This is a genomic window from Kluyvera sichuanensis (genome assembly GCF_040930405.1).
Classification (GTDB): Bacteria; Pseudomonadota; Gammaproteobacteria; order Enterobacterales; family Enterobacteriaceae; genus Kluyvera; species Kluyvera sichuanensis.
The window spans coordinates 4,788,562-4,808,705 of the sequence record NZ_CP162271.1 but is presented as its reverse complement, the minus strand read 5'-3'; the positions used below and the strand labels follow the sequence as shown (position 1 = coordinate 4,808,705).

Below are 20,144 nucleotides of genomic sequence, written 5' to 3'. Positions count from 1 at the left end.
CATATAGATATTTATCAATAAGTTATAAAAACAACATTGCGTTAACGCCAGGTTTCGGTAAAAATCAGCTGTCGATAAAAGCAACATTGCTATATTGTTCATATATTAATGATGAGAAGGCTGGAGTGGCAGAATGCACGATTCTTTAACCATCGCCCTGATGCAGGCGCGGGAAGTGGCGATGACCTATTTTCGGCCGATCGTAAAGCAGCACAATCTGACGGAGCAGCAGTGGCGCATTGTCCGCGTGCTGGTCGATAACCCATCGATGGATTTCCACGACCTGGCCGCCGCTACCTGTATTTTGCGCCCCAGTCTGACCGGGATCCTCACGCGTATGGAGCGCGATGGCCTGGTGCTGCGCTTAAAGCCGGTGAACGATCAGCGCAAGCTTTATGTGTCGCTAACCAAAGAGGGGTACGCGCTTTACGAACGCGCACAGGCGAAAGTGGAAGAGGCCTATCAGCAGATTGAAAAACAGTTCACGCCTGAAAAAATGAAGCAGCTCACCGCCCTGCTGCACGAGTTCATCTCCCTGCAAAAATAGTTTCCAAAATCTGCCTGTTTATTGATGTAAATCAGGCAGCATCCCGCTCTCTTCACGCCTCATTACGCCGTTACTTACCTTGATACACTTAGGTGGTACGTCATCTTAATAATTTTGAATTAGATCACAAAAATTTCTGAAACATGGGTTTAGTATTCGGAAAAAATGTGACACGGATTCACTAAATCTCATAAATGGACCGCAGTGCGTTGCTCCAGCCTCTTTTTGGCCCGGCAAATTATCTTCTCTCTGTATGACCGTAGTTGTGCCTGTCCACCCAACACAGGCCGTTTCACATTCTAAGAAGTAAAGGAAAGTTTTATGCGCACCACTGGTCATACGCGCTGGTTTATGGTGGCTCTTGTCACGCTTGGCACGATTCTGTGTTATTTAACCCGCAATACTATTTCGGCCGCAGCACCAACGCTGCAAAGCGATCTGCACATCACGACCCAGCAATATTCCTGGATTGTGGCCACCTTCTCCGCTTGTTACACCATCGCACAGCCTATCGCAGGTTATGTGCTGGATACCCTTGGTACCAAAGTTGGCTACACCCTGTTCGGCGGCATGTGGGCCATCTTCTGCATTGGCGCGGCCTTCACCAACAGCTGGCAGGGTCTGGCGCTGTGCCGCGGCCTGGGCGGCTTCGCCGAGAGTGCGATGATCCCCGCCGGTCTGAAGTCCGTTACCGAATGGTTCCCGGATAACGAGCGTTCCGTCGCCGTCGGCTATTTCAACGTCGGCTCCTCCATGGGGGCGATTATTGCGCCGCCGCTGGTCGCATGGGCCATCTTCATTCACAGCTGGCGTCTGGCATTTATCATCGTCGGGATTGCCAGCATGGTCTGGGCGCTGGGCTGGTATCTGGTTTATAACCGCCCAGGGCAGTGCAAAAGCCTGAGCAAAGAGGAGTTCGACTACATCACCGATGGCCAGCCGGAGCGCAAGGTGGTGGATAAGGTGCATATCGGTCAGCTGCTGCGCCAGCGTAAATTCTGGGGTATCGCCCTGCCGCGCTTCCTTGCCGAACCGGCATGGGGGACGTTCAACGCGTGGATCCCGCTGTTTATGGTGCACACCTACGGCTTTAACCTGAAAGATATCGCCATGTTCGCGTGGATCCCGATGCTGTTTGCCGATATGGGCTGCATCATCGGCGGCTATCTGCCGGGGATTTTCCAGCGCGTCTTTGGCGTGAATATCGTGGTGTCCCGCAAACTGGTGGTGACCATGGGCGCAGCGCTGATGATCCTGCCTGGCATGGTCGGCCTGTTCAGCAGCCCGTTTGTGGCTATCGCCCTGCTGTGCGTCGGCGGCTTTGCTCACCAGTCGCTGTCCGGCGCGCTGATTACGCTCTCTTCCGATATGTTCGATCCGGGCGAAGTGGCCACCGCCAACGGTTTTACCGGCATGGCAGCATGGACGGCGAGCACGCTGTTCGCCTTAGTGGTTGGCGCACTGGCCGACACCTTAGGCTTCAGCCCGCTGTTCGCCGTGCTGGCGGCGTTTGACGTGATTGGTGCGATTATTCTGTGGGCGCTGCTGCGTTCGCCAGCGCCTGAGCTGGAAGTGAATCCAGCCATCTGACCTAACCCCCCGGCGGCGCTACGCTTGGCCGGGCTACATGAACGGTAGCCCGGGCGAGGCGCTAGCCGACCCCGGGGTGGCAAGCCGATTTACTCAAGATTCAACAACTGACTCACCAGCACAATATGGGTCTTAATCCCCACCGCCAGCGCATCTTCATCAATGCGGAAATGCGGGTTATGCACGTTCCACGTCGCCCCTTTCTCTTTATTACCGCAGCCGATAAACAGGAACGTCCCCGGAATTTTCTCCTGATATGAGGAGAAATCTTCACTGCCGAACAACGCCTTTTCTTCCAGCTTCAGCGTGCCCGCCGGGAAGTGGCGGCCAATCGCTTCGCGGGCAATCGTGTTGGTCACCGCATGGTTATTGCCCACCGCATAGCCCTTCTGCCACTGGATATCGCAACCTGCGCCGTGCGCCGCCGCAATACCGTTCACAATGCGCGACATCAGCCCCGGCACCGCTTCCCGCACCTGCTGATTGTGGGTACGCAGCGTTCCCGCCAGGCGCGCGCTGTCGGGGATAACGTTATAGCTATCGCCCGCCTGGAAGGTGGCGATGGTCAGCACCGGCGCGGTGCCAGGGTCGATATTGCGGGCCACAATCTGCTGTAATGCGCCGACCATTTCAGCGCCGATGGTTACCGGGTCGATACAGTGCTGCGGCATCGAACCGTGGCCGCCCTTACCGCGAATGGTGATATCAAAGTTGTCGCTGGAGGCCACATAAACGCCCTCTTTTAAGGCGATCGTCCCCACCGGGCTGGTCGGGAAAACGTGCAGACCGAAAATATGCTCCACATCGTCCACCACGCCCAGTTCAACCAGCTCGCGCGCGCCGCCCGGCGGCACCTCTTCGGCAGGCTGGAAGATAAACTTGATGCTGCCGTGCAGCCGGTCACGCAGCTGACATAGCACCTTGACCGCCCCCATCAACATCGCCGCATGGGCATCGTGACCGCAGGCGTGCATCACGCCGGGCACGGTTGAACAGAAGCTTTCCCCGCTCTCTTCCTGTAGCGGCAGGGCATCGATATCGGCGCGCAGCGCCCACATCGGCCCCGGATGCGCGCCGCGCAGCACGGCAATCACGCAATTCTCCACCGGGCGGCTGATTTCCAGGCCGGCAAACGACGCCAGCTCGCGGGCGATATAGTCCGCCGTTGGCTTCTCCTGAAACGATAAATCCGGGTGGGCGTGAATATGGCGACGCCAGCGCAGCGCATCTTCAAAGGCCGCGGAGATTAACTGTTCAGTGGTGTGATTCATCAGATTTTCCTTCTACTCAACAACAGGCAGGCTGGCGACGGTACGGCGCTTCATCAGCGGCAGCACCGCCAGGGCGGAGCAGACCATCGCCAGTGACAGAAACGTAAACGCGCTGGCGTAACCGTGGGTGTTCTCCACCAGGTAGCCAATCACGATAGGTGAGACAAAACCGCCCAGCGTGCCGCCGGTATTAATCAGGCCAATCGCCGAGCCCATCATATTTTCCGGCAGCCGCTTCATCGGCAGCGTAAAGGCGGTGACAAACGTCGCCATCAGGAAGACTTCACCGACGAACAGCAGCAGGCTGGCGGTCAGCGGCGTCGCAGCATGGAAGATGGCGAAAATCGCTACGGCGCTCAGCAGCGCGCTGATGGCAATCACCAGCGGTTCACGATTGAGGAAATATTTGCCCACCAGCCAACCGGTACCGAGCGAAGAGATCCAGATCCCAAGACCGCCTGCCGCCACCACATAGCCGGAAGCCGATAGCGACATCCCCATATGCTGGACGAAAAATTTCGGTAGCCACGCCATCAGGCCGTAGCTGGGAATGTTGACGCAGAAAATCGACAGAAACAGCAGGATAACCGTCGGGTTACGCCACAGCGCCGCGCCGGAGACGGACTGCTTTTTCACGCTCGGCGTCACCTGCTGGCGCGGGACGCGCAGGGCAATCAGCGCGGCAATCACGCAGACCATCACCCCCAGTACGGTAAATGAGGTGTGCCAGCCCATCATCGCCAGCGCGTTCACCGCGATAATCGGCCCGATGGTCATCGCCAGCCCTGCCGAAGAGAGCAAAATCGACTGGGCAAAGGTGCGCTTCTCGACGCTGAAATTACTGACCACCGCCTTGGCGCAGGAGCACGGGTAGCCGGAATGGCCCACCCCCGCCAGAAAACGAAACAGCAGCAGCAGGCCGAAACTCGCCCCCAGCGCACCGAAGCAGAGGGCAAAAATGCCCAGCGCCGCCAGCGACAGCACCAGCATGGTTTTGTAACCAATGCGGTCGTTCAGCCAGCCGGCAGGCACCTGAAACAGTGAATAGGCGAGGAAGAAGATCCCGGTGATATAGCCCAGTTGCTCAGCGTTAAGGCCAAACTCTTTTTCGATCGGCAGTAAAGCAAAGCCGGTCACGGTCTTGTCGATGTAGACAAATACGTAGCCAATAAACAGCAAAAAGATCATTTGAGACTGACTTTTCATTATTTTTCCGCCTTGTGTCTCATGAGGATAGATGTTGTGTGAGGACGATTGCCCCTACGTATCCTGGCCCTTTACCCGAAAGGCGGGAAGATGTAATTTTTCTATAGGTGATGCTTTTTTCTGATAGGGGTAAGCGGTGAAATATTTACCAAAAGTGAACCAGCTGCAGGCGCTAAAGCAGGTGGCGCGCAGCGGCAGCATCCGTGCGGCCGCCCGCGAATTAGGGCAGTCTCAGCCCGCGCTCAGCCGCACGTTGCGTGAGCTGGAGCAAACCCTGGGGACGCAACTTTTACTGCGCAGCAAAGAAGGCATCACCCTGACTGAAGCAGGCTGCGCGTTTTCGCAGCGCGCGGAGTGGGTGCTGGAGGAGTTGCGGCGCGCTGCCGATGAGGTACAGCAGATAAACCATGCCACTCACGGGCGGCTGACCATCGGCTACTCGTCGCTCATTGCGCTAACGGTTTTTCCCGCCGTCGCCGACGCCTTTAAGCAGGCGCTGCCGCAGGTGGCGCTCACCCTCAAAGAGGGGCAGCTCTCTTCGCTGTTGCCCGGCGTGCGCAGCGGTGAGATAGACCTGGCTGTCGGCTCCATCGACCCGATGCACCCGCCGGAAGGGGTGATGATTGAGCCGCTGTTCACCACACCGTTTTGCGTGGTGGCGCGCCATGGGCATCCGCTGGCCAATGAGGGGGATTTGATGGCGCTGCGGCGGGCAAAATGGCTGCTGCCGGAGTCGCCGATGGGCTACTACCAGCAGCTACAGAATGAACTCGCCCACTTCTATCGCCAGCTGGCCATTGCGCCGCTGCGTACCGATTCGGTGATAACCGGGCTGAATATGGTGCTGGAATCCGATTACCTGACCATCGTCGCCCGCGCCATGAGCCAGCCGCTTAAACTGGAGGGGAAAATCGTCACGCTGCCGGTCTCTACCCTTCCCGCCGCGCAGTATTGTGCCGTCTGGTCGCAGAAATCGGCGCTTACGGCTAACGCCCAGCAGTTTTTATCGCGGCTGCGCGGGGCGTGTCAGGGGTATAGCTGGTAGCTCGCCGCCATCCCGGCGGTGCTTCGCTTGGCCGGGCGACCTTTCCCTTATTCCGGTGTTATATCGCCACTAACTGACGCACACCCTGTGCCTCCATGTCGTCACCGCGCCCACGCTGCACGATGGTGCCGCGCGACATCACCAGATAGCTGTCCGCCAGTTCGGCGGCAAAATCATAAAACTGCTCCACCAGCAGGATCGCCATATCCCCCCGATTGGCAAGGCTGCGGATCACCGCGCCGATCTCTTTGATCACCGACGGCTGGATCCCCTCGGTGGGCTCGTCGAGGATCAACAGTTGCGGCTTACACGCCAGCGCCCGGCCGATCGCCAGCTGCTGTTGCTGCCCGCCAGACAGATCCCCACCCCGCCGCTGCTTCATTTCGCGCAGCACCGGGAACAGTTGGTAGATCTCATCCGGCACGCTTTTGGCCTGCGAACCAGAAAAGCGCGACAGCCCCATCAGCAGGTTCTCTTCGACCGTCAGGCGCGGAAAAATTTCGCGCCCCTGCGGCACGTAGGCAATCCCCTGCTGCACCCGCTGGTGCGGCTTGCAGTGGTTAATCAGCTTGCCCTGCCAGTGCAGGGTGCCGGATTTCGCCGGGATGATGCCCATCAGGCATTTCAGCAGCGTGGTTTTGCCCACGCCGTTACGCCCCAGCAGGCAGGTAATCTCGCCCGGCGTGGTCTCAAACGACAGGCCGCGCAGAATATGGCTGCCGCCGTAATACTGATTTAAATCATTTACCTGTAACATATTAGCGCCCCAGATAGACGTCGATAACCTGCTCGTTGGCCTGCACCTCGCGCAGCGAGCCCTCGGCCAACACCTGCCCCTGATGCAGCACGGTGACGTGGTCGGCGATAGTCTCAACAAAGCCCATATCGTGCTCCACCACCATCAACGAGTGCTTGCCCGCCAGCCCGCGAAACAGCTCAGCAATATAGTCCGTTTCCGCATCGGTCAGCCCGGCGGCGGGTTCATCAAGCAGCAGCAGGTGCGGCTCCTGCACCAGCAGCATGCCGATTTCCAGAAACTGCTTTTGCCCGTGGGAAAGCAGCCCAGACGGGCGATGGCGATGCGCGGTCAGCCGCAGCAGCTCCAGCACTTCGTCAATGCGATCCCGCTGGCTGCCATTAAGCGTGGCGCGCAGGCAGGTCCAGACCGATTTATCCATCTTCAGGGCGATTTCGAGGTTTTCCATCACGCTCAGCGCCTCAAACACCGTCGGCTTCTGGAACTTGCGGCCAATGCCCGCGCGGGCAATCTCCACCGACGACAACCCCATCAGGTCGACGTTCTGGTCGTAGGTAACTTTGCCGCTGTCCGGCCGCGTTTTGCCGGTGATCACATCCATCAGCGTGGTTTTTCCCGCACCGTTGGGGCCAATCACACAGCGCAGTTCGCCGACGCCAATCGACAGCGACAGGTCGGTCAGCGCGCGAAACGAGTCGAAGCTAACGTTGATATTTTCCAGTTGCAGCACCGGGTCGGTGGTGTCGCGATAGCGGTCCTGGGGCTGCGGCTGGGTGAACAGGGAATCAGTCATGCTTTCTCCTTTTGAGCAGGCCAATCACGCCGCGCGGCAGGAACAGGGTGACGAGAATAAACATCAGGCCGAGGAAAAAGAGCCAGAAGTCCGGGAAGGCGACGGTGAAGAAGCTTTTCGCCCCGTTGACGATCCCCGCGCCGAGGATTGGGCCAATCAGCGTGCCGCGCCCACCGAGCGCCACCCAGATAGCGGCTTCAATCGAGTTGGTTGGCGACATTTCGCTGGGGTTAATAATCCCCACCTGCGGCACGTACAGCGCCCCCGCCAGCCCGCACAGCACGGCGGAGAGCGTCCAGACGAACAGCTTGAAGCCTTTTGGATCGTAGCCGCAGAACATCAGGCGGTTTTCCGCATCGCGCACGGCGGTCAGCACCCGACCAAACTTGCTGCGGGTGAGCATCAGGCCAATCGCCAGTGAGCCCGCCAGCAGCAGCACGGTGGCGACAAACAACGCAATACGCGTGCCGGTCGCCGAGACCGGAAAGCCCAGCAGCGTGGTGAAACCGGTAAAGCCGTTGTTGCCACCAAAGCCCGTTTCGTTGCGGAAAAACAGCAGCATCCCGGCGTAGGTCAGCGCCTGAGTCATGATCGAGAAGTAGACATCCTTAATGCGCGAGCGGAAGGCAAAGTAGCCAAACACCAGCGCCAGCAGGCCGGGGACGAGGATAATCAGACACAGCGCCCAGGCAAAATGTTGGGTGCCCGCCCAGAACCACGGCAGCTCGCTCCACGACAGGAACGACATAAACGCTGGCAGGCCGTCGCCGGACGCCTGGCGCATCAGGTACATGCCCATCGCGTAGCCGCCGAGGGCAAAGAACAGCCCGTGCCCCAGCGACAGCAGCCCGGCGTAGCCCCAGACCAGATCCAGCGCTACCGCCACGACCGCATAGCAGAGGATCTTACCCAGCAGCGTCAGCGTGTAGGTGGAGATAGCCAGCGGATTATCCGCTGGTAGCAGCGCCAGAAACGGCAGCACCAGCAGAACCATCAGCGCCAGCGCCGCCAGCGAGCAGGTCAGTCGCGGCGCACGCCGCGCGAGAGTTAACGTAATAGGTTGGCTCATCAGTCAATTACCCGCCCTTTGAATGCGAACAACCCCTGCGGCCGTTTCTGAATAAACAGCACAATCAGGACCAGAATGGCAATTTTGCCCAGCACCGCGCCAATCTGCGGCTCCAGCACTTTGTTCAGCACGCCCAGCCCCAGCGCGGCCACGACGGTGCCAGCCAGTTGCCCCACGCCGCCGGTCACCACCACCAGGAAGGAGTCGATGATGTACCCCTGCCCCAGCTCCGGGCCGACGTTGCCAAGCTGCGACAGCGCCACGCCGCCCAGCCCGGCAATGCCGGAACCGAGGCCAAACGCCAGCATATCCACGCGCCCGGTGGGCACCCCGCAGCAGTCCGCCATGCGGCGGTTTTGCGTTACCGCCCGCACGTTCATACCGAGACGGGTTTTGTTGAGCAGCAGCCAGGTCAGCGCTAATACGCCAATCACGAAGAGGATCACCGCAATGCGGTTGTACGGCAGCACCAGGTTTGGCAGTACGTTCCAGCCGCCGGAGAGCCAGGAGGGGTTCGCCACCTCAAGGTTCTGCGTGCCAAACAGCACGCGCACCAGTTGGATCAGCATCAGACTGATGCCCCAGGTGGCCAGCAGCGTCTCCAGCGGGCGACCATACAGGTGGCGAATAATAGTGCGCTCCAGCAACATCCCAATCGCCGCAGTCATAAAGAAGGCCACCGGCAGCGCCACCAGCGGATAAAGCGCCAGCCACTCCGGCGCCAGGCGTTGGAACGCGTCCTGCACCATCCAGGTAGCATAGGCGCCAAGCATTAGCATCTCGCCGTGAGCCATATTGATAACGCCCAGCAGGCCGTAGGTGATCGCCAGCCCCAGCGCGGCAAGCAGCAGAATGGAACCGAGGGAAATACCGCTAAACGCCTGCCCCAGCCAGTCGCCCCACTTCAGGCGCTGCTGCACCTGCTTCAGGCTTTCGGCGGCGGCGGCGCGTACCGCCGGGTCGGGTTCATTTTGCGGCTGCGTCAGTCGGCTGAGGCTCGCCTGCACCTGCGGGTCGCTGGCTTCACCCAACAGCTTCACGGCGTTGAGGCGCTGGTCTGCACGGCTATCGGAGAGCTGTAAATTGGCGACGGCAATCGCCAGCGCGGTGTGCACACCGGTATCCGCTTCGACTGCCAGACGCTGGCTGAGCATCGGCAGTTGGTCCTGCTGGGCGCTGTTTTGCAAGGTCAGCGCCGCGTTCAGGCGCACCTTCACGTCGTTGCTGACCAGTTGATGCGAGGCTAACGCGCTGGCCACCAGTCCGCGAATGCGGTTATTCATAAACACTTTTTTGGTGCTGCCAGCAGGCGCAGCGCTCCCTTCCAGCGGTGTTAGCTGGCCATTTTTTTCCGTAAACAGCTGGCCCTCAGCATCGCTGACCACCGATTCCTGGCTCAGCGCCTGCAACAGTGGCAGACGGTCAGCCTGCGGGGCGGCAGCCCACGCCTGAAGCAGCTGCGCCTGCTCGGTACGGCTGGCATGACCGTAATCGGCCGCCGCACCGGCCCGCGCAGGAAGACTGGTCAACAGGCCGCTTAAAAAGAGAAAGAGCAAGGCGGGGAAGTACAGCGCCGCGCGTTGTCTCATCATTATGTTCATCGTTGAATTCCTGTTGGTATACAAGATGGAATTCAATTAGCAATGCGCATGCCAAATATATAACAAACTGATTTCATTAGAAATAAAATAAAAACAATATCTTTATTCCATATTCTATCGCACCGCCACAGCACATCTGCGCACGGTAATAGCGCAGTTCGTCATAGGGAAAATAAATAGATTTAATCGTGGGTCAAAATAATTATTTATATCTCTCGCCTCTCTTATTCCATGTTATTTACGCGGTTATTTCAGGACGAAAAAAAATTATTCAAAGTGTGAAGGAATATGCAACTATCAAAATCGGTTATTGATAATGAGAAACGTTATACACAAAATTCGCATTTGCATTTTTTCATGTAGCACCACGCTGCTTCTTTAACTCACTACGCGCATCTTTGGGCCGATCGTTGTCTGCCCGTGCGCAGGAATGATGATGATTAATAAGAAATATACTCTCTGGGCGCTAAACCCCTTGCTGCTTGCCATGATGGCGCCCGCCGTCGCTCAACAAAGCGATGACGAAAATATGGTGATCTCCGCCAGTCGTAACAACCGCACCGTAGCCGAGATGGCACAAACCACCTGGGTTATCGAAAATGCCGAACTGGAACAACAGATTCAGGGCGGTAAAGAGCTAAAAGACGCGCTGGCCCAACTGATTCCCGGCCTGGACGTCAGCAGCCAGAGCCGCACCAACTACGGCATGAACGTGCGCGGTCGCCCGCTGGTCGTGCTGATTGACGGCGTGCGCCTCAACTCCTCACGTACCGACAGCCGCCAGTTGGACTCCATCGACCCATTCAACATCGAACACATTGAAGTGATCTCCGGCGCGACTTCGCTGTACGGCGGCGGCAGTACCGGCGGGCTTATCAATATCGTGACCAAAAAAGGCCAGCCGGAAACCCAGGTCGAGTTCGAAGCGGGCACCAAAAGCGGCTTCAACAGCAGTAAAGATCACGACGAGCGTATTGCCAGCGCCGTCTCCGGCGGTAACGAGCATATCTCAGGGCGCATGTCGGTGGCCTATCAGAAGTTTGGCGGCTGGTACGACGGCAACGGCGACGCCACCCTGCTCGATAACACTCAGACCGGGCTACAGTATTCCGACCGTCTGGATCTGATGGGCACCGGGACGCTGAACATTGATGAAAATCAGCAGCTACAACTGGTCAGCCAATATTATAAAAGTCAGGGCGATGATGATTATGGCCTGAATCTGGGGAAAGATTTCTCGGCGCTGAACGGTACATCTAAACCGTACGTCAGCAGCGGGCTGAACTCGGATCGTATTCCTGGCACTGAGCGTCACCTGATAAGCCTGCAGTATTCCAACAGCGACTTCCTTGGTCAGGAACTGGTTGGTCAGGTTTACTATCGTGATGAATCGTTGAAGTTCTATCCTTTCCCGACGGTCACAAAAATCAACGATATCAACACCATGTCGAGTTTCTCTGCCTCACAGCAAAAAACCAACCAGTACGGCGCTAAGCTCACCCTGAACAGTACGCCGCTGGATGGCTGGCAGCTCACCTATGGACTGGATGCCGATCACGAACGCTTTACCTCCAACCAGATGTACTTCAATAAGGATCTGGCGAACGCTTCCGGCGGGATGAACAACCAGCAGATTTACACCACCGGGCGCTACCCTTCCTACGACATCAGCAACCTGGCGGCATTTTTACAGTCAAGCTACGACATCAACGAGGTCTTCACCCTCAGCGGCGGCGTGCGTTACCAGTACACCGAGAATAAGATCGATGATTTTGTCGGTTATGGCGAGCAGCAGAAGATTGCTGACGGCACGGCCACCTCGGCCGATGCGATACCGGGCGGGTCTACCGATTACGACAACTTCCTGTTTAATGCCGGGCTACTGATGCACATCACCGAGCGGCAGCAGACGTGGTTTAACTTCTCTCAGGGCGTGGAGTTACCCGATCCGGGGAAATACTATGGCCGAGGGAAATATGGCCCAGCGGTCAACGGGCATCTGCCGCTCGTCAACAGCGTTAACGTCGATGACAGCAAACTGGAGGGGATCAAGGTCAACTCTTATGAGCTTGGCTGGCGCTACACCGGCGATAACCTGCGTACTCAAATCGCGGCTTACTACTCGCTGTCCGATAAGAACGTGAAGGCGAATAAAGATCTGACCATCAGCGTAATCGACGATAAACGTCGTATTTACGGCGTGGAAGGCGCGGTGGACTACTTTATTCCAGACACCAACTGGAGCACCGGCGGCAACTTTAACGTGTTGAAAACCGAGTCGAAGGTGAACGGCAACTGGGAAAAATATGACGTGAAGGTTGCCAGCCCGTCGAAAGCTACCGCCTATATCGGCTGGGCACCGGACCCGTGGAGCCTGCGCGTGCAGAGTACAACGTCGTTTAAGCTGCGTGACGAAGCGGGCAATGAGATTGACGGTTACACCACTATCGACCTGCTCGGCAGCTACGCTCTGCCGGTTGGTAAGCTGAGCTTTAGCGTCGAAAACCTCTTCGACCGTGATTACACCACCGTGTGGGGTCAGCGTGCGCCGATGTACTACAGCCCTGGCTATGGCCCGGCGTCGCTGTATGACTATAAAGGTCGTGGACGGACGTTTGGGCTGAACTATTCGGTGCTGTTCTGATAGTTGCACCGTGCATTAACCCTCACCCCAACCCTCTCCCTTAAAAAGGGAGAGGGAGTAGATTGTGCCAGAACAAAAATGGTGCACCTAACGGTCCCCTCTCCCCTTGGGGAGAGGGCTAGGGTGAGGGGGACTAGCACCCTCACCCCCAATCAAACCTTACTTCCCACCCGTTTTCACCGGCGTATCCGGCTTCTTATCATTCCCTGGAATATACGGGCTCCACGGCTGCGCGCGTACCGGCTTATCGGTGTTCCACACCACGTTAAACTGACCGTTCTCTTCAATTTCGCCGATCATCACCGGCTTATGCAGATGGTGGTTGGTCGCGTCCATGGTCAACGTAAAGCCGCTCGGCGCCGCAAAGGTCTGCCCGGCCATCGCCGCACGCACCTTATCCACGTCGGTCGTTCCCGCCTTCTCCACCGCCTGCGCCCACATATGAATGCCGACGTAGGTTGCTTCCATCGGGTCGTTGGTGACCACGGTATCGGCGTTCGGTAGCTTGTGCGCTTTGGCATAAGCGCGGTAATCCGCGACAAACTTCTCGTTCACCGGGTTACTCACCGACTCAAAGTAGTTCCATGCCGCCAGATGCCCCACCAGCGGTTTGGTATCAATGCCGCGCAGCTCTTCTTCACCAACGGAGAACGCCACCACCGGCACATCGGTGGCTTTAATGCCCTGGTTGGCCAGCTCTTTGTAGAACGGCACGTTAGAGTCGCCGTTGATGGTGGAGATCACCGCCGTTTTACCGCCCGCGGAGAATTTTTTGATGTTCGCCACGATGGTCTGGTAGTCGCTGTAGCCAAACGGCGTGTAGACCTCTTCGATATCTTTATCCTGAACCCCTTTCGAGTGCAGGAAGGCGCGCAGGATCTTGTTGGTGGTGCGCGGGTAGACATAGTCGGTGCCAAGCAGGAAGAAGCGCTTCGCGCTGCCGCCGTCTTCGCTCATCATATATTCCACCGCCGGAATCGCCTGCTGGTTTGGCGCCGCGCCGGTGTAGAAGACGTTTGGCGACATCTCTTCGCCTTCATACTGCACCGGGTAGAACAGCAGGCCGTTCAGCTCTTCAAACACCGGCAGCACGGATTTACGCGATACCGAGGTCCAGCAGCCGAACACCGCCGCCACTTTATCCTGGGTCAGCAATTGGCGCGCTTTCTCCGCGAACAGCGGCCAGTTAGAGGCTGGGTCAACCACTACCGGCTCGAGCTTTTTGCCCAGCACGCCACCCTTGGCGTTGATCTCATCGATGGTCATCAGCGCCACGTCCTTCAGCGGCGTTTCGGAAATCGCCATGGTGCCGGAGAGCGAATGCATAATGCCGATTTTAATGGTGTCTGCTGCGTACGCCTGCAAAGAGAAGCCCATGCTCAAAAAGGTGGCCGACAGGGCAAATGCTTTCAGTAAAGAACGTCTTTTCATGACCAAAACCCCTAAACGATATTGAGTGATAAAAGTTCCCCACTGGGATGGGGCGGATGCCGCAACTACGGTGAAACGGGTTGTAAACGAGCCTGCTGTAGCCGATGTAGGGTTATTTTTCTGACCTCGGCCTTACTCTGTGAAATATGCGCAGTGAGGATCCGCTGCGCCTCTTCAGTTTGCTGCTGCACTATGGCGCGAAGCACCTGTGCGTGTTCGCTGTAGGTCGCGTCCACGCGGTCCTCGCGGGTGAAGTCGAGGTGGCGAATAATGCGCATTTTCTCCGTCAACTCGACATGCACGCGCGCCATCTCGCCGTTGCCGGTGGCGCTCACCAGTGCGGTATGAAACGCCTCATCGTGCCGCGAGAGTTCCTTACCCGGCGGCATCTGCGGCGCATCGCACCAGAAGGCGAGCAGCGGCGCGAGATGGGCCGCGCGCTCCTGCGATGGCATGGCGCACAGACGCTTCACCGCCTCCATTTCCAGCACGATGCGGAAGTCGTATAGCGCCTCGAAATAGGTGAAGTCGAACGGTTTCACCTGCCAGCCGCTGCGCGAGTAAACCTGCACATAGCCTTCGTGCTCCAGCCAGAACAGCGCCTGGCGCACCGGCGTGCGGCTGGCCGCCATGCGCTCGGAGATTTCGTTTTCGCTAAAGTGCTCGCCGGGCATCAGGCGGAAATCAAAAATGTCGTTTTTCAGCGCCAGATAGATACGCTCCGCCAGCCCCACCGTGCGCTTTTTGCCGTTCGCTTCCGTCATCTGCTTCTCCCTATTCCAGCCACAGCAGCGCGTCACCCGGGCTCACCGGGCGGCCCGGCTGGCAGCCGATGCGTTTAACGATGCCCGCCTGCGGGGCGTGAATCGCCAGCTCCATTTTCATCGCTTCCACGATGACCAGCGTCTGACCGGCTTCCACCGCCTCGCCAGGCGCGACCAGCACCTTCCAGATATTGCCGTTCATATCGGCGGTCACCGGCAGCGCGCCGTCGTCGATGGCCTCTTCCTGCGTCGGCAACAGGCTTTCAACGTCGGCCTCCTGGTCGTCCAGATGCCAGCGATCCACCTCCGCTTCAAACGCCGCAGACTGCAGCTGACGGAAACGGGCGATATCGTCGGCGTTGTCATCGAGGAACTGCAGGTGCTCGGCAAAGTCGAACACCGTCTCTTCAATACGCACCGCCGCGCGGCCTTCGCGGAAATCATCGCGCAGCAGGGTCAGCTCCGCTTCGCTCACCGGGTAGAAACGCACCTGGTCGAAGAAACGCAGTAGCCACGGCTCACCCTCGCTGAACTGCGCGTTTTTGAGGAATTTGTTCCAGATGGGCAGCGTGCGCCCCACCAGTTGATAGCCGCCCGGCGAGTCCATGCCGTAGATGCACATGTACATGCCGCCGATGCCCACCGTGCCTTCGGCGGTGAAGGTACGCGCCGGGTTGTACTTGGAGCTCAGCAGGCGATGACGTGGATCCACCGGCACCGCACACGGCGCGCCGAGGTAAACGTCGCCCAGCCCCAGAATCAGATAGCTGGCATCAAACAGGGTCTCCATCACCGCTTCACGGGTCGGCAGGCCGTTAATGCGCTGGATAAAGTCGACGTTGTTCGGCAGCCACGGCGCGGTCGCGCGCACGGTATCGGCGTAGCGGCTGACGGCGTCCAGCGTGGCGCTGTCTTCAAAGGCCATCGGCAGATGAACGATGCGTGACGGCACCTTCATGCGGGTGACATCACCGATGCGCGCCTCCTGTTCCAGCAACAGCGCCACCAGCGCGGCCTGGCTGATTTCACGGCTGTCGTAGCGCACCTGCAGCGAACGCACGCCGGGAGACAGCTCTTTAATGCCCGGATGCGCCCGTTCGCGCAGCTGCTCCATCAGCACGTGAACACGCAGGCGCAGCGCCAGATCCAGCACGTTCTCGCCGTACTCAATCAGGATGTAGTTATCGCCCGCCTGACGATAAACAATCGCCGGGGTGCTGAAGGTCGCAGGCAGCGACACCAGCCCGGTGGCGGAAACGCCGTCGCGGTCGGCAAGCGACGGCATGGCAAATTCCGGCAGCGCGGTGGTTTGCAGGGTGTCCACGCTGCGGTCCATGGCGTTTTCCCGCGCCACCGCATCTTCCACGCTGATCGGGTAGAAGCGAATGCGGTCGCCCGGCTTCACCTGCCCGACTTTCCACAGCTCCGCTTTGGCGATGGTCACCGGGCAGACAAAGCCGCCGAGGCTTGGGCCGTCGCGGGTGAGGATCACCGGGAAGTCGCCGGTAAAGTTAATCGCGCCAATGGCGTATTCGCAGTCATGCACGTTCGACGGATGCAGCCCCGCCTCACCGCCGTTCGGGCGCGTCCAGCTCGGTTTAGGGCCGACTAAGCGCACGCCGAGGCGGTTGGAGTTGTAGTGCACCTGCCAGTCGCTGGCGAAGAACTCGTCGATAGCCTCCTGGGTGAAAAAGTCCGGCGCGCCGTGCGGCCCGTAGAGCACGCCAATGCGCCAGACTTCACCGTATTCGGGGATCAGCGCCGTCGAGAGTGCCTTCGGCTCGGAAATAGGCGCGGGCGTCGTGCAGGCCGCCAGCTCAGGACGTGAGATTGGCAGCAGGTCCGCAACCTTCAGCGTGCGCCCCGCGTGGCCGCCAAACTGTCCCAGCGCGAAGGTGGAACGGCTGCCGAGATAGACCGGCACATCAAGACCGTTACGCACCGCCAGATACCCCCGACAGCCGCGTTGCGCGCGGCCCAAGCTCAGGGTTTGCCCTGCTTTCACCGCTACCGGCTGCCACATCGGCACCGCTTCATCGTCCAGCTTCGCCTGACAATCGGCCCCGGTCAGGGCAATCAGCGCATCGGCATGGAACTGCAGCACCGGCCCCTGAAGGGTGAACTCCAGTCCGGCCGCCGATTCGTGGTTACCGACAATGCGGTTCGCCAGGCGGAAGGCAAAATCATCCATCGGGCCGGACGGCGGCACGCCGATATCCCAGTAGCCCTGACGGCCCGGATAATCCTGCACGCTGCTCCAGGTGCCGGGCAGCAAGACTTCAATCATCGGCGACTGCGCCACCACGCTGTCGAGCATCCGCGTCCAGGCGGTGCCGCTGACAAACGCCTCGCTGGCGGTAATCTGCCGCAGGTAGTCGAGGTTAGTGGCGATGCCGTGCAGTCGCGTGGCGTCAAGCGCCGTCGCCAGTTTTGCCAGCGCCGCCGCGCGGGTTGGCGCATGGACAATCAGCTTGGCGATCATCGGGTCGTAAAACGCGGAGACTTCGCTGCCGGTGGTCACACCGGTATCAATGCGCACATCGTCCGGGAAGACCACTTCGGTCAGGACGCCGGGGCTCGGCTGGAAGTTTTTTAGCGGGCTTTCAGCATAAAGACGCACTTCAATCGCCGCCCCCTGCGGCGCTTTTGCCAGACGCGCCCAGTCGATAGGCTCATCGGCCGCCACGCGCAGCATACACTCCACCAGATCCAGCCCGGTAACGCATTCGGTCACCGGGTGCTCAACCTGAAGACGGGTATTCACTTCGAGGAAATAAAACGCGTCCAGCGCGGCATCGTAGATAAACTCCACCGTCCCGGCACTGCGGTAGCTGACCAGCTTACCGAGCTGTACCGCGGCATCGAGAATCGCTTTGCGGGTCGCCGCAGGCAGATTCGGTGCAGGCGTCTCTTCCACCACCTTCTGGTTGCGGCGCTGGAGCGAACAGTCGCGCTCACCGAGCGCCACCACGTTGCCTTTGCCGTCGCCAAAAATCTGCACTTCGATATGGCGCGCACGATCCACGCAGCGCTCAACAAACACCCCGGCATCGCTAAAGAACTGCTCGCCCAGACGACGCACGCTCTCCCAACCCTGCGCCAGAGCCTGTGCGTCGGCACAGCGCGTCAGACCAATCCCACCGCCGCCCGCCGTGCTTTTCAGCATCACCGGGTAGCCAATGTTCTGCGCCGCATTCAGCGCCTCGTCGAGCGAATTAAGCAACCCGGTCCCCGGCGTCATCGGTACGCCCGCTTCGGCAGCCAGCTCGCGAGCGCGGTGCTTCAGGCCAAACTCGCCAATCTGCTGCGCGGTAGGGCCGATAAACACAATGCCCGCCTTGTCACAGGCGTCGGCAAACGGCAGGCTTTCCGAGAGAAAACCGTAGCCCGGCCAGATAGCCTGGGCGCCGCTTTCCCGCGCAGCGGCAATAATCGCGTCAATTTTCAGGTAGCTGTCGCTGGCCTTTTCGCCGCCCAGCGCCAATGCAATATCAGCCTGCTTAACGTGTTCGGCATTTTTATCGGCGTCGGAGTAGACCGCCACGCTGGTGATACCGAGACGCTTCAGGGTTCGGATAGCGCGGCAGGCAATTTCGCCACGGTTAGCAATCAGCACGGTGTTAAACATGGTGGCTCTCCTTACGGGCAACCCAGTGCCGCCAGCCCTTGAATTCGGTAATGTCCACGGCATCGTTCAGCGCCGCCGGTTCACAGATAAAGCCTTTCACCCAGCGGCCATCGCCGAGTTCCAGCGAGCCAATGCCCAGCGGCGACGGAATTTCCGCCACGAACTCGCCAAAGCGCGCCAACGGGATATCCCACAGCTCAACCTCAATCGCCGCGCCGGAGGCATCACGGGCCAGCCCCGGCTTTTGCGGCTGGGTATTGGCCAGCGCGTACAGCCGATAGGTCGCTGCCGTCTGCGTGGCTTCCACAAAGACGGCATGACGGGTGGTGAGCTGGAAGTTGAGCGGCATACCGCGCAGGTGCGCGCCGACCACGGCAATGCGCACGTGATGCGGGGACGGCGGCAGCGCGGTGGCGTTTGGCGTGAACGGCAGCCCGGTGCCCCCTAATGGCAGCGCCAGCTGTTGCTGCCAGCGTTGACCAAAATCGGCCAGCGCCCGGTCGTGCCACGCGGGAGCAAGCAGGGTGATACCTGCCGGCAGGCCATCGGCGCGGAACGGCGCGGGCAGCGCCAGCGCGCTAAGGTCAGCAAGGTTGGTGAAGTTGGTGTAGGTACCGAATTGGGAGTTGAAGCGAATCGGCTCCTGCTCCATCTCCTTCAGGGTATGAATGGTCGGCGACGTTGGCACCACCAGCGCGTCGACCTCGCCCAGCGTCTGCTGGATTTTTTGCGCCAGCTCGGCGCGCAGGTATTCAGCGTTATAGGCATCGACCGCGCTGTAATTCAGGCCCGCAGAGACGATGGTGTAAACGGTCGGGTCCATCTGTTCGGGGTGCTGGAGCATGTCGCCCACCGCCGCCGTGCGCTCAGCGACCCACGGGCCCTGATAGAGCTGTTCAGCAAGCTGGGTAAAGACGGAGAAATCGATAGGTTTTAGCGTGACGCCACTTGCACACAGCGCATCAATAGCCTGTTCCCACGCCGCCTGCGCCTGCACGTCGCCGAAGAAGTTCAGCGTCTCCGGCACGGCAAAGGTTGGGTTCGGTGCAAGCGTAGCGGGTGCCGTCCCCGGGTTGGCGCGCGAGTAAGCATCCTCAGCATCCGTGCCGCCCGCCAGCGAGGCGATATAAAAGGCGTCGTCTACCGTCAGGGCAAATACTGACAGGGTGTCATTGAGTCGGCAGGCCGGGACTACGCCTTTGGCTGAGAGCCAGCCTTTGGTCGGTTTAAGGCCGACGATATTGTTAAACCCGGCGGGCACGCGCCCGGAACCGGCGGTGTCGGTGCCAAAGGCGAACGGCACCAGGCCACGCGCCACCACGGAGGCCGAGCCGGAGCTGGAGCCGCCGCTGACGTAATCGGGGTTGAACGTATTGACCACCGCACCGTAGGGAGAGCGCGTACCCACCAGCCCGGTGGCGAACTGATCGAGGTTGGTTTTGCCCACCACAATCGCCCCGGCGGCTTTTAGTCGGGCAACCGCCGTGGCATCCTGCTCGGCAATATATTCAAACGCCGGACAGGCCGCGGTGGTAGGCCATCCCGCCACGTCCACATTGTCTTTGACCGCAAACGGAATACCAAATAATGGCAGGGCTTGCGGGTTATTTTGATACAGCGGAATTAACGCGGCTAATTGTGCCTTCAACTGCGCTTCGCTGGCGATCGCCAGCCACGCGTTATCCTCTGCGGAGAAGGTATTAATATGTTCAATTAAAAGCGTAAGAACGGAGTCGCTGTCCTGACTGATTTGCTGACGCCATGCGGCCAGCGTTTGTCCTGTCATTAATGCCATCGT

At 59.3% G+C, this 20,144-nt stretch carries 14 protein-coding genes; 4 read left to right on the top strand and 10 right to left on the bottom strand.

Annotated elements, in window-relative coordinates; genetic code table 11:
* The first annotated feature begins 133 nt into the window (after positions 1-133).
* Positions 134-547, top strand: coding sequence for a homoprotocatechuate degradation operon regulator HpaR (gene hpaR, locus AB2B48_RS22835; RefSeq protein WP_185667227.1), 414 nt, complete (start codon positions 134-136; stop codon positions 545-547).
* A 321-nt stretch (positions 548-868) separates the two neighbouring features.
* Positions 869-2,137 carry an MFS transporter gene (locus AB2B48_RS22830; RefSeq protein WP_185667228.1) on the top strand — a complete coding sequence of 423 codons (1,269 nt, stop codon included), beginning with the start codon at positions 869-871 and terminating at the stop codon, positions 2,135-2,137.
* Positions 2,138-2,226: 89 nt separating this feature from the next.
* Here the strand turns inward: AB2B48_RS22830 and AB2B48_RS22825 are convergent, their stop codons facing one another.
* Together AB2B48_RS22825 and AB2B48_RS22820 are read right to left on the bottom strand one after the other, a co-directional pair.
* Positions 2,227-3,408, bottom strand: a complete 1,182-nt coding sequence (locus AB2B48_RS22825) for an amidohydrolase (protein WP_368300341.1) — start codon at positions 3,406-3,408, stop codon at positions 2,227-2,229.
* A 12-nt stretch (positions 3,409-3,420) separates the two neighbouring features.
* Positions 3,421-4,614, bottom strand: coding sequence for an MFS transporter (locus AB2B48_RS22820; protein ID WP_220440520.1), 1,194 nt, complete (start codon positions 4,612-4,614; stop codon positions 3,421-3,423).
* A 136-nt stretch (positions 4,615-4,750) separates the two neighbouring features.
* Between AB2B48_RS22820 and AB2B48_RS22815 the strand changes: the two genes are divergently transcribed.
* Positions 4,751-5,659, top strand: coding sequence for a LysR substrate-binding domain-containing protein (locus AB2B48_RS22815; protein WP_368300338.1), 909 nt, complete (start codon positions 4,751-4,753; stop codon positions 5,657-5,659).
* A 58-nt stretch (positions 5,660-5,717) separates the two neighbouring features.
* Here AB2B48_RS22815 and urtE read toward each other — a convergent pair whose 3' ends face one another.
* Genes urtE through urtB form a run of 4 tightly spaced genes read right to left on the bottom strand, consistent with a single transcriptional unit; the run spans position 5,718 to position 9,867 of the window.
* Positions 5,718-6,416: an urea ABC transporter ATP-binding subunit UrtE gene (urtE, locus tag AB2B48_RS22810; RefSeq protein WP_368300336.1), complete on the bottom strand. Its 699-nt coding sequence runs from the start codon at positions 6,414-6,416 to the stop codon at positions 5,718-5,720.
* A 1-nt stretch (position 6,417) separates the two neighbouring features.
* Positions 6,418-7,209 carry an urea ABC transporter ATP-binding protein UrtD gene (gene urtD, locus AB2B48_RS22805; RefSeq protein ID WP_185667233.1) on the bottom strand — a complete coding sequence of 264 codons (792 nt, stop codon included), beginning with the start codon at positions 7,207-7,209 and terminating at the stop codon, positions 6,418-6,420.
* Complete coding sequence (gene urtC, locus AB2B48_RS22800) at positions 7,202-8,278, bottom strand: urea ABC transporter permease subunit UrtC (protein WP_185667234.1); 1,077 nt, start codon at positions 8,276-8,278, stop codon at positions 7,202-7,204. Before urtC ends, urtD begins: the two co-directional genes overlap by 8 nt.
* Positions 8,278-9,867 carry an urea ABC transporter permease subunit UrtB gene (urtB, locus tag AB2B48_RS22795; protein WP_185667322.1) on the bottom strand — a complete coding sequence of 530 codons (1,590 nt, stop codon included), beginning with the start codon at positions 9,865-9,867 and terminating at the stop codon, positions 8,278-8,280. The genes urtC and urtB overlap by 1 nt, the downstream gene beginning before the upstream one ends.
* A gap of 445 nt (positions 9,868-10,312) precedes the next feature.
* Between urtB and iutA the strand changes: the two genes are divergently transcribed.
* The gene (gene iutA, locus AB2B48_RS22790) at positions 10,313-12,523 is read left to right on the top strand and encodes a ferric aerobactin receptor IutA (RefSeq protein WP_368301997.1); all 2,211 of its coding nucleotides are present in this window, start codon (positions 10,313-10,315) and stop codon (positions 12,521-12,523) included.
* 159 nt (positions 12,524-12,682) lie between these two features.
* On the opposite strand, the gene urtA is transcribed toward iutA, so the two are convergent.
* From urtA to atzF, 4 genes are all read right to left on the bottom strand, one after another.
* On the bottom strand, positions 12,683-13,954 hold the full coding sequence (gene urtA / locus AB2B48_RS22785) for an urea ABC transporter substrate-binding protein (RefSeq protein WP_185667235.1): 1,272 nt from the start codon (positions 13,952-13,954) through the stop codon (positions 12,683-12,685).
* Positions 13,955-14,019: 65 nt separating this feature from the next.
* Positions 14,020-14,718: a GntR family transcriptional regulator gene (locus AB2B48_RS22780; RefSeq protein ID WP_333498935.1), complete on the bottom strand. Its 699-nt coding sequence runs from the start codon at positions 14,716-14,718 to the stop codon at positions 14,020-14,022.
* A gap of 10 nt (positions 14,719-14,728) precedes the next feature.
* Positions 14,729-18,346, bottom strand: coding sequence for an urea carboxylase (gene uca / locus AB2B48_RS22775; protein ID WP_368300333.1), 3,618 nt, complete (start codon positions 18,344-18,346; stop codon positions 14,729-14,731).
* The gene (gene atzF, locus AB2B48_RS22770; RefSeq protein ID WP_368300331.1) at positions 18,339-20,141 is read right to left on the bottom strand and encodes an allophanate hydrolase; all 1,803 of its coding nucleotides are present in this window, start codon (positions 20,139-20,141) and stop codon (positions 18,339-18,341) included. The genes uca and atzF overlap by 8 nt, the downstream gene beginning before the upstream one ends.
* Between the last annotated feature and the right edge of the window lie 3 nt (positions 20,142-20,144).

Coding starts and splice junctions, on each gene's coding strand:
- hpaR (WP_185667227.1), top strand. CDS start 134: ATGCACGATTCTTTAACCATCGCCCTGATGCAGGCGCGGGAAGTGGCG.
- AB2B48_RS22830 (WP_185667228.1), top strand. CDS start 869: ATGCGCACCACTGGTCATACGCGCTGGTTTATGGTGGCTCTTGTCACG.
- AB2B48_RS22825 (WP_368300341.1), bottom strand. CDS start 3,408: ATGAATCACACCACTGAACAGTTAATCTCCGCGGCCTTTGAAGATGCG.
- AB2B48_RS22820 (WP_220440520.1), bottom strand. CDS start 4,614: ATGAAAAGTCAGTCTCAAATGATCTTTTTGCTGTTTATTGGCTACGTA.
- urtE (WP_368300336.1), bottom strand. CDS start 6,416: ATGTTACAGGTAAATGATTTAAATCAGTATTACGGCGGCAGCCATATT.
- urtD (WP_185667233.1), bottom strand. CDS start 7,209: ATGACTGATTCCCTGTTCACCCAGCCGCAGCCCCAGGACCGCTATCGC.
- urtC (WP_185667234.1), bottom strand. CDS start 8,278: ATGAGCCAACCTATTACGTTAACTCTCGCGCGGCGTGCGCCGCGACTG.
- urtB (WP_185667322.1), bottom strand. CDS start 9,867: ATGAGACAACGCGCGGCGCTGTACTTCCCCGCCTTGCTCTTTCTCTTT.
- iutA (WP_368301997.1), top strand. CDS start 10,313: ATGATGATTAATAAGAAATATACTCTCTGGGCGCTAAACCCCTTGCTG.
- urtA (WP_185667235.1), bottom strand. CDS start 13,954: ATGAAAAGACGTTCTTTACTGAAAGCATTTGCCCTGTCGGCCACCTTT.
- AB2B48_RS22780 (WP_333498935.1), bottom strand. CDS start 14,718: ATGACGGAAGCGAACGGCAAAAAGCGCACGGTGGGGCTGGCGGAGCGT.
- uca (WP_368300333.1), bottom strand. CDS start 18,346: ATGTTTAACACCGTGCTGATTGCTAACCGTGGCGAAATTGCCTGCCGC.
- atzF (WP_368300331.1), bottom strand. CDS start 20,141: ATGGCATTAATGACAGGACAAACGCTGGCCGCATGGCGTCAGCAAATC.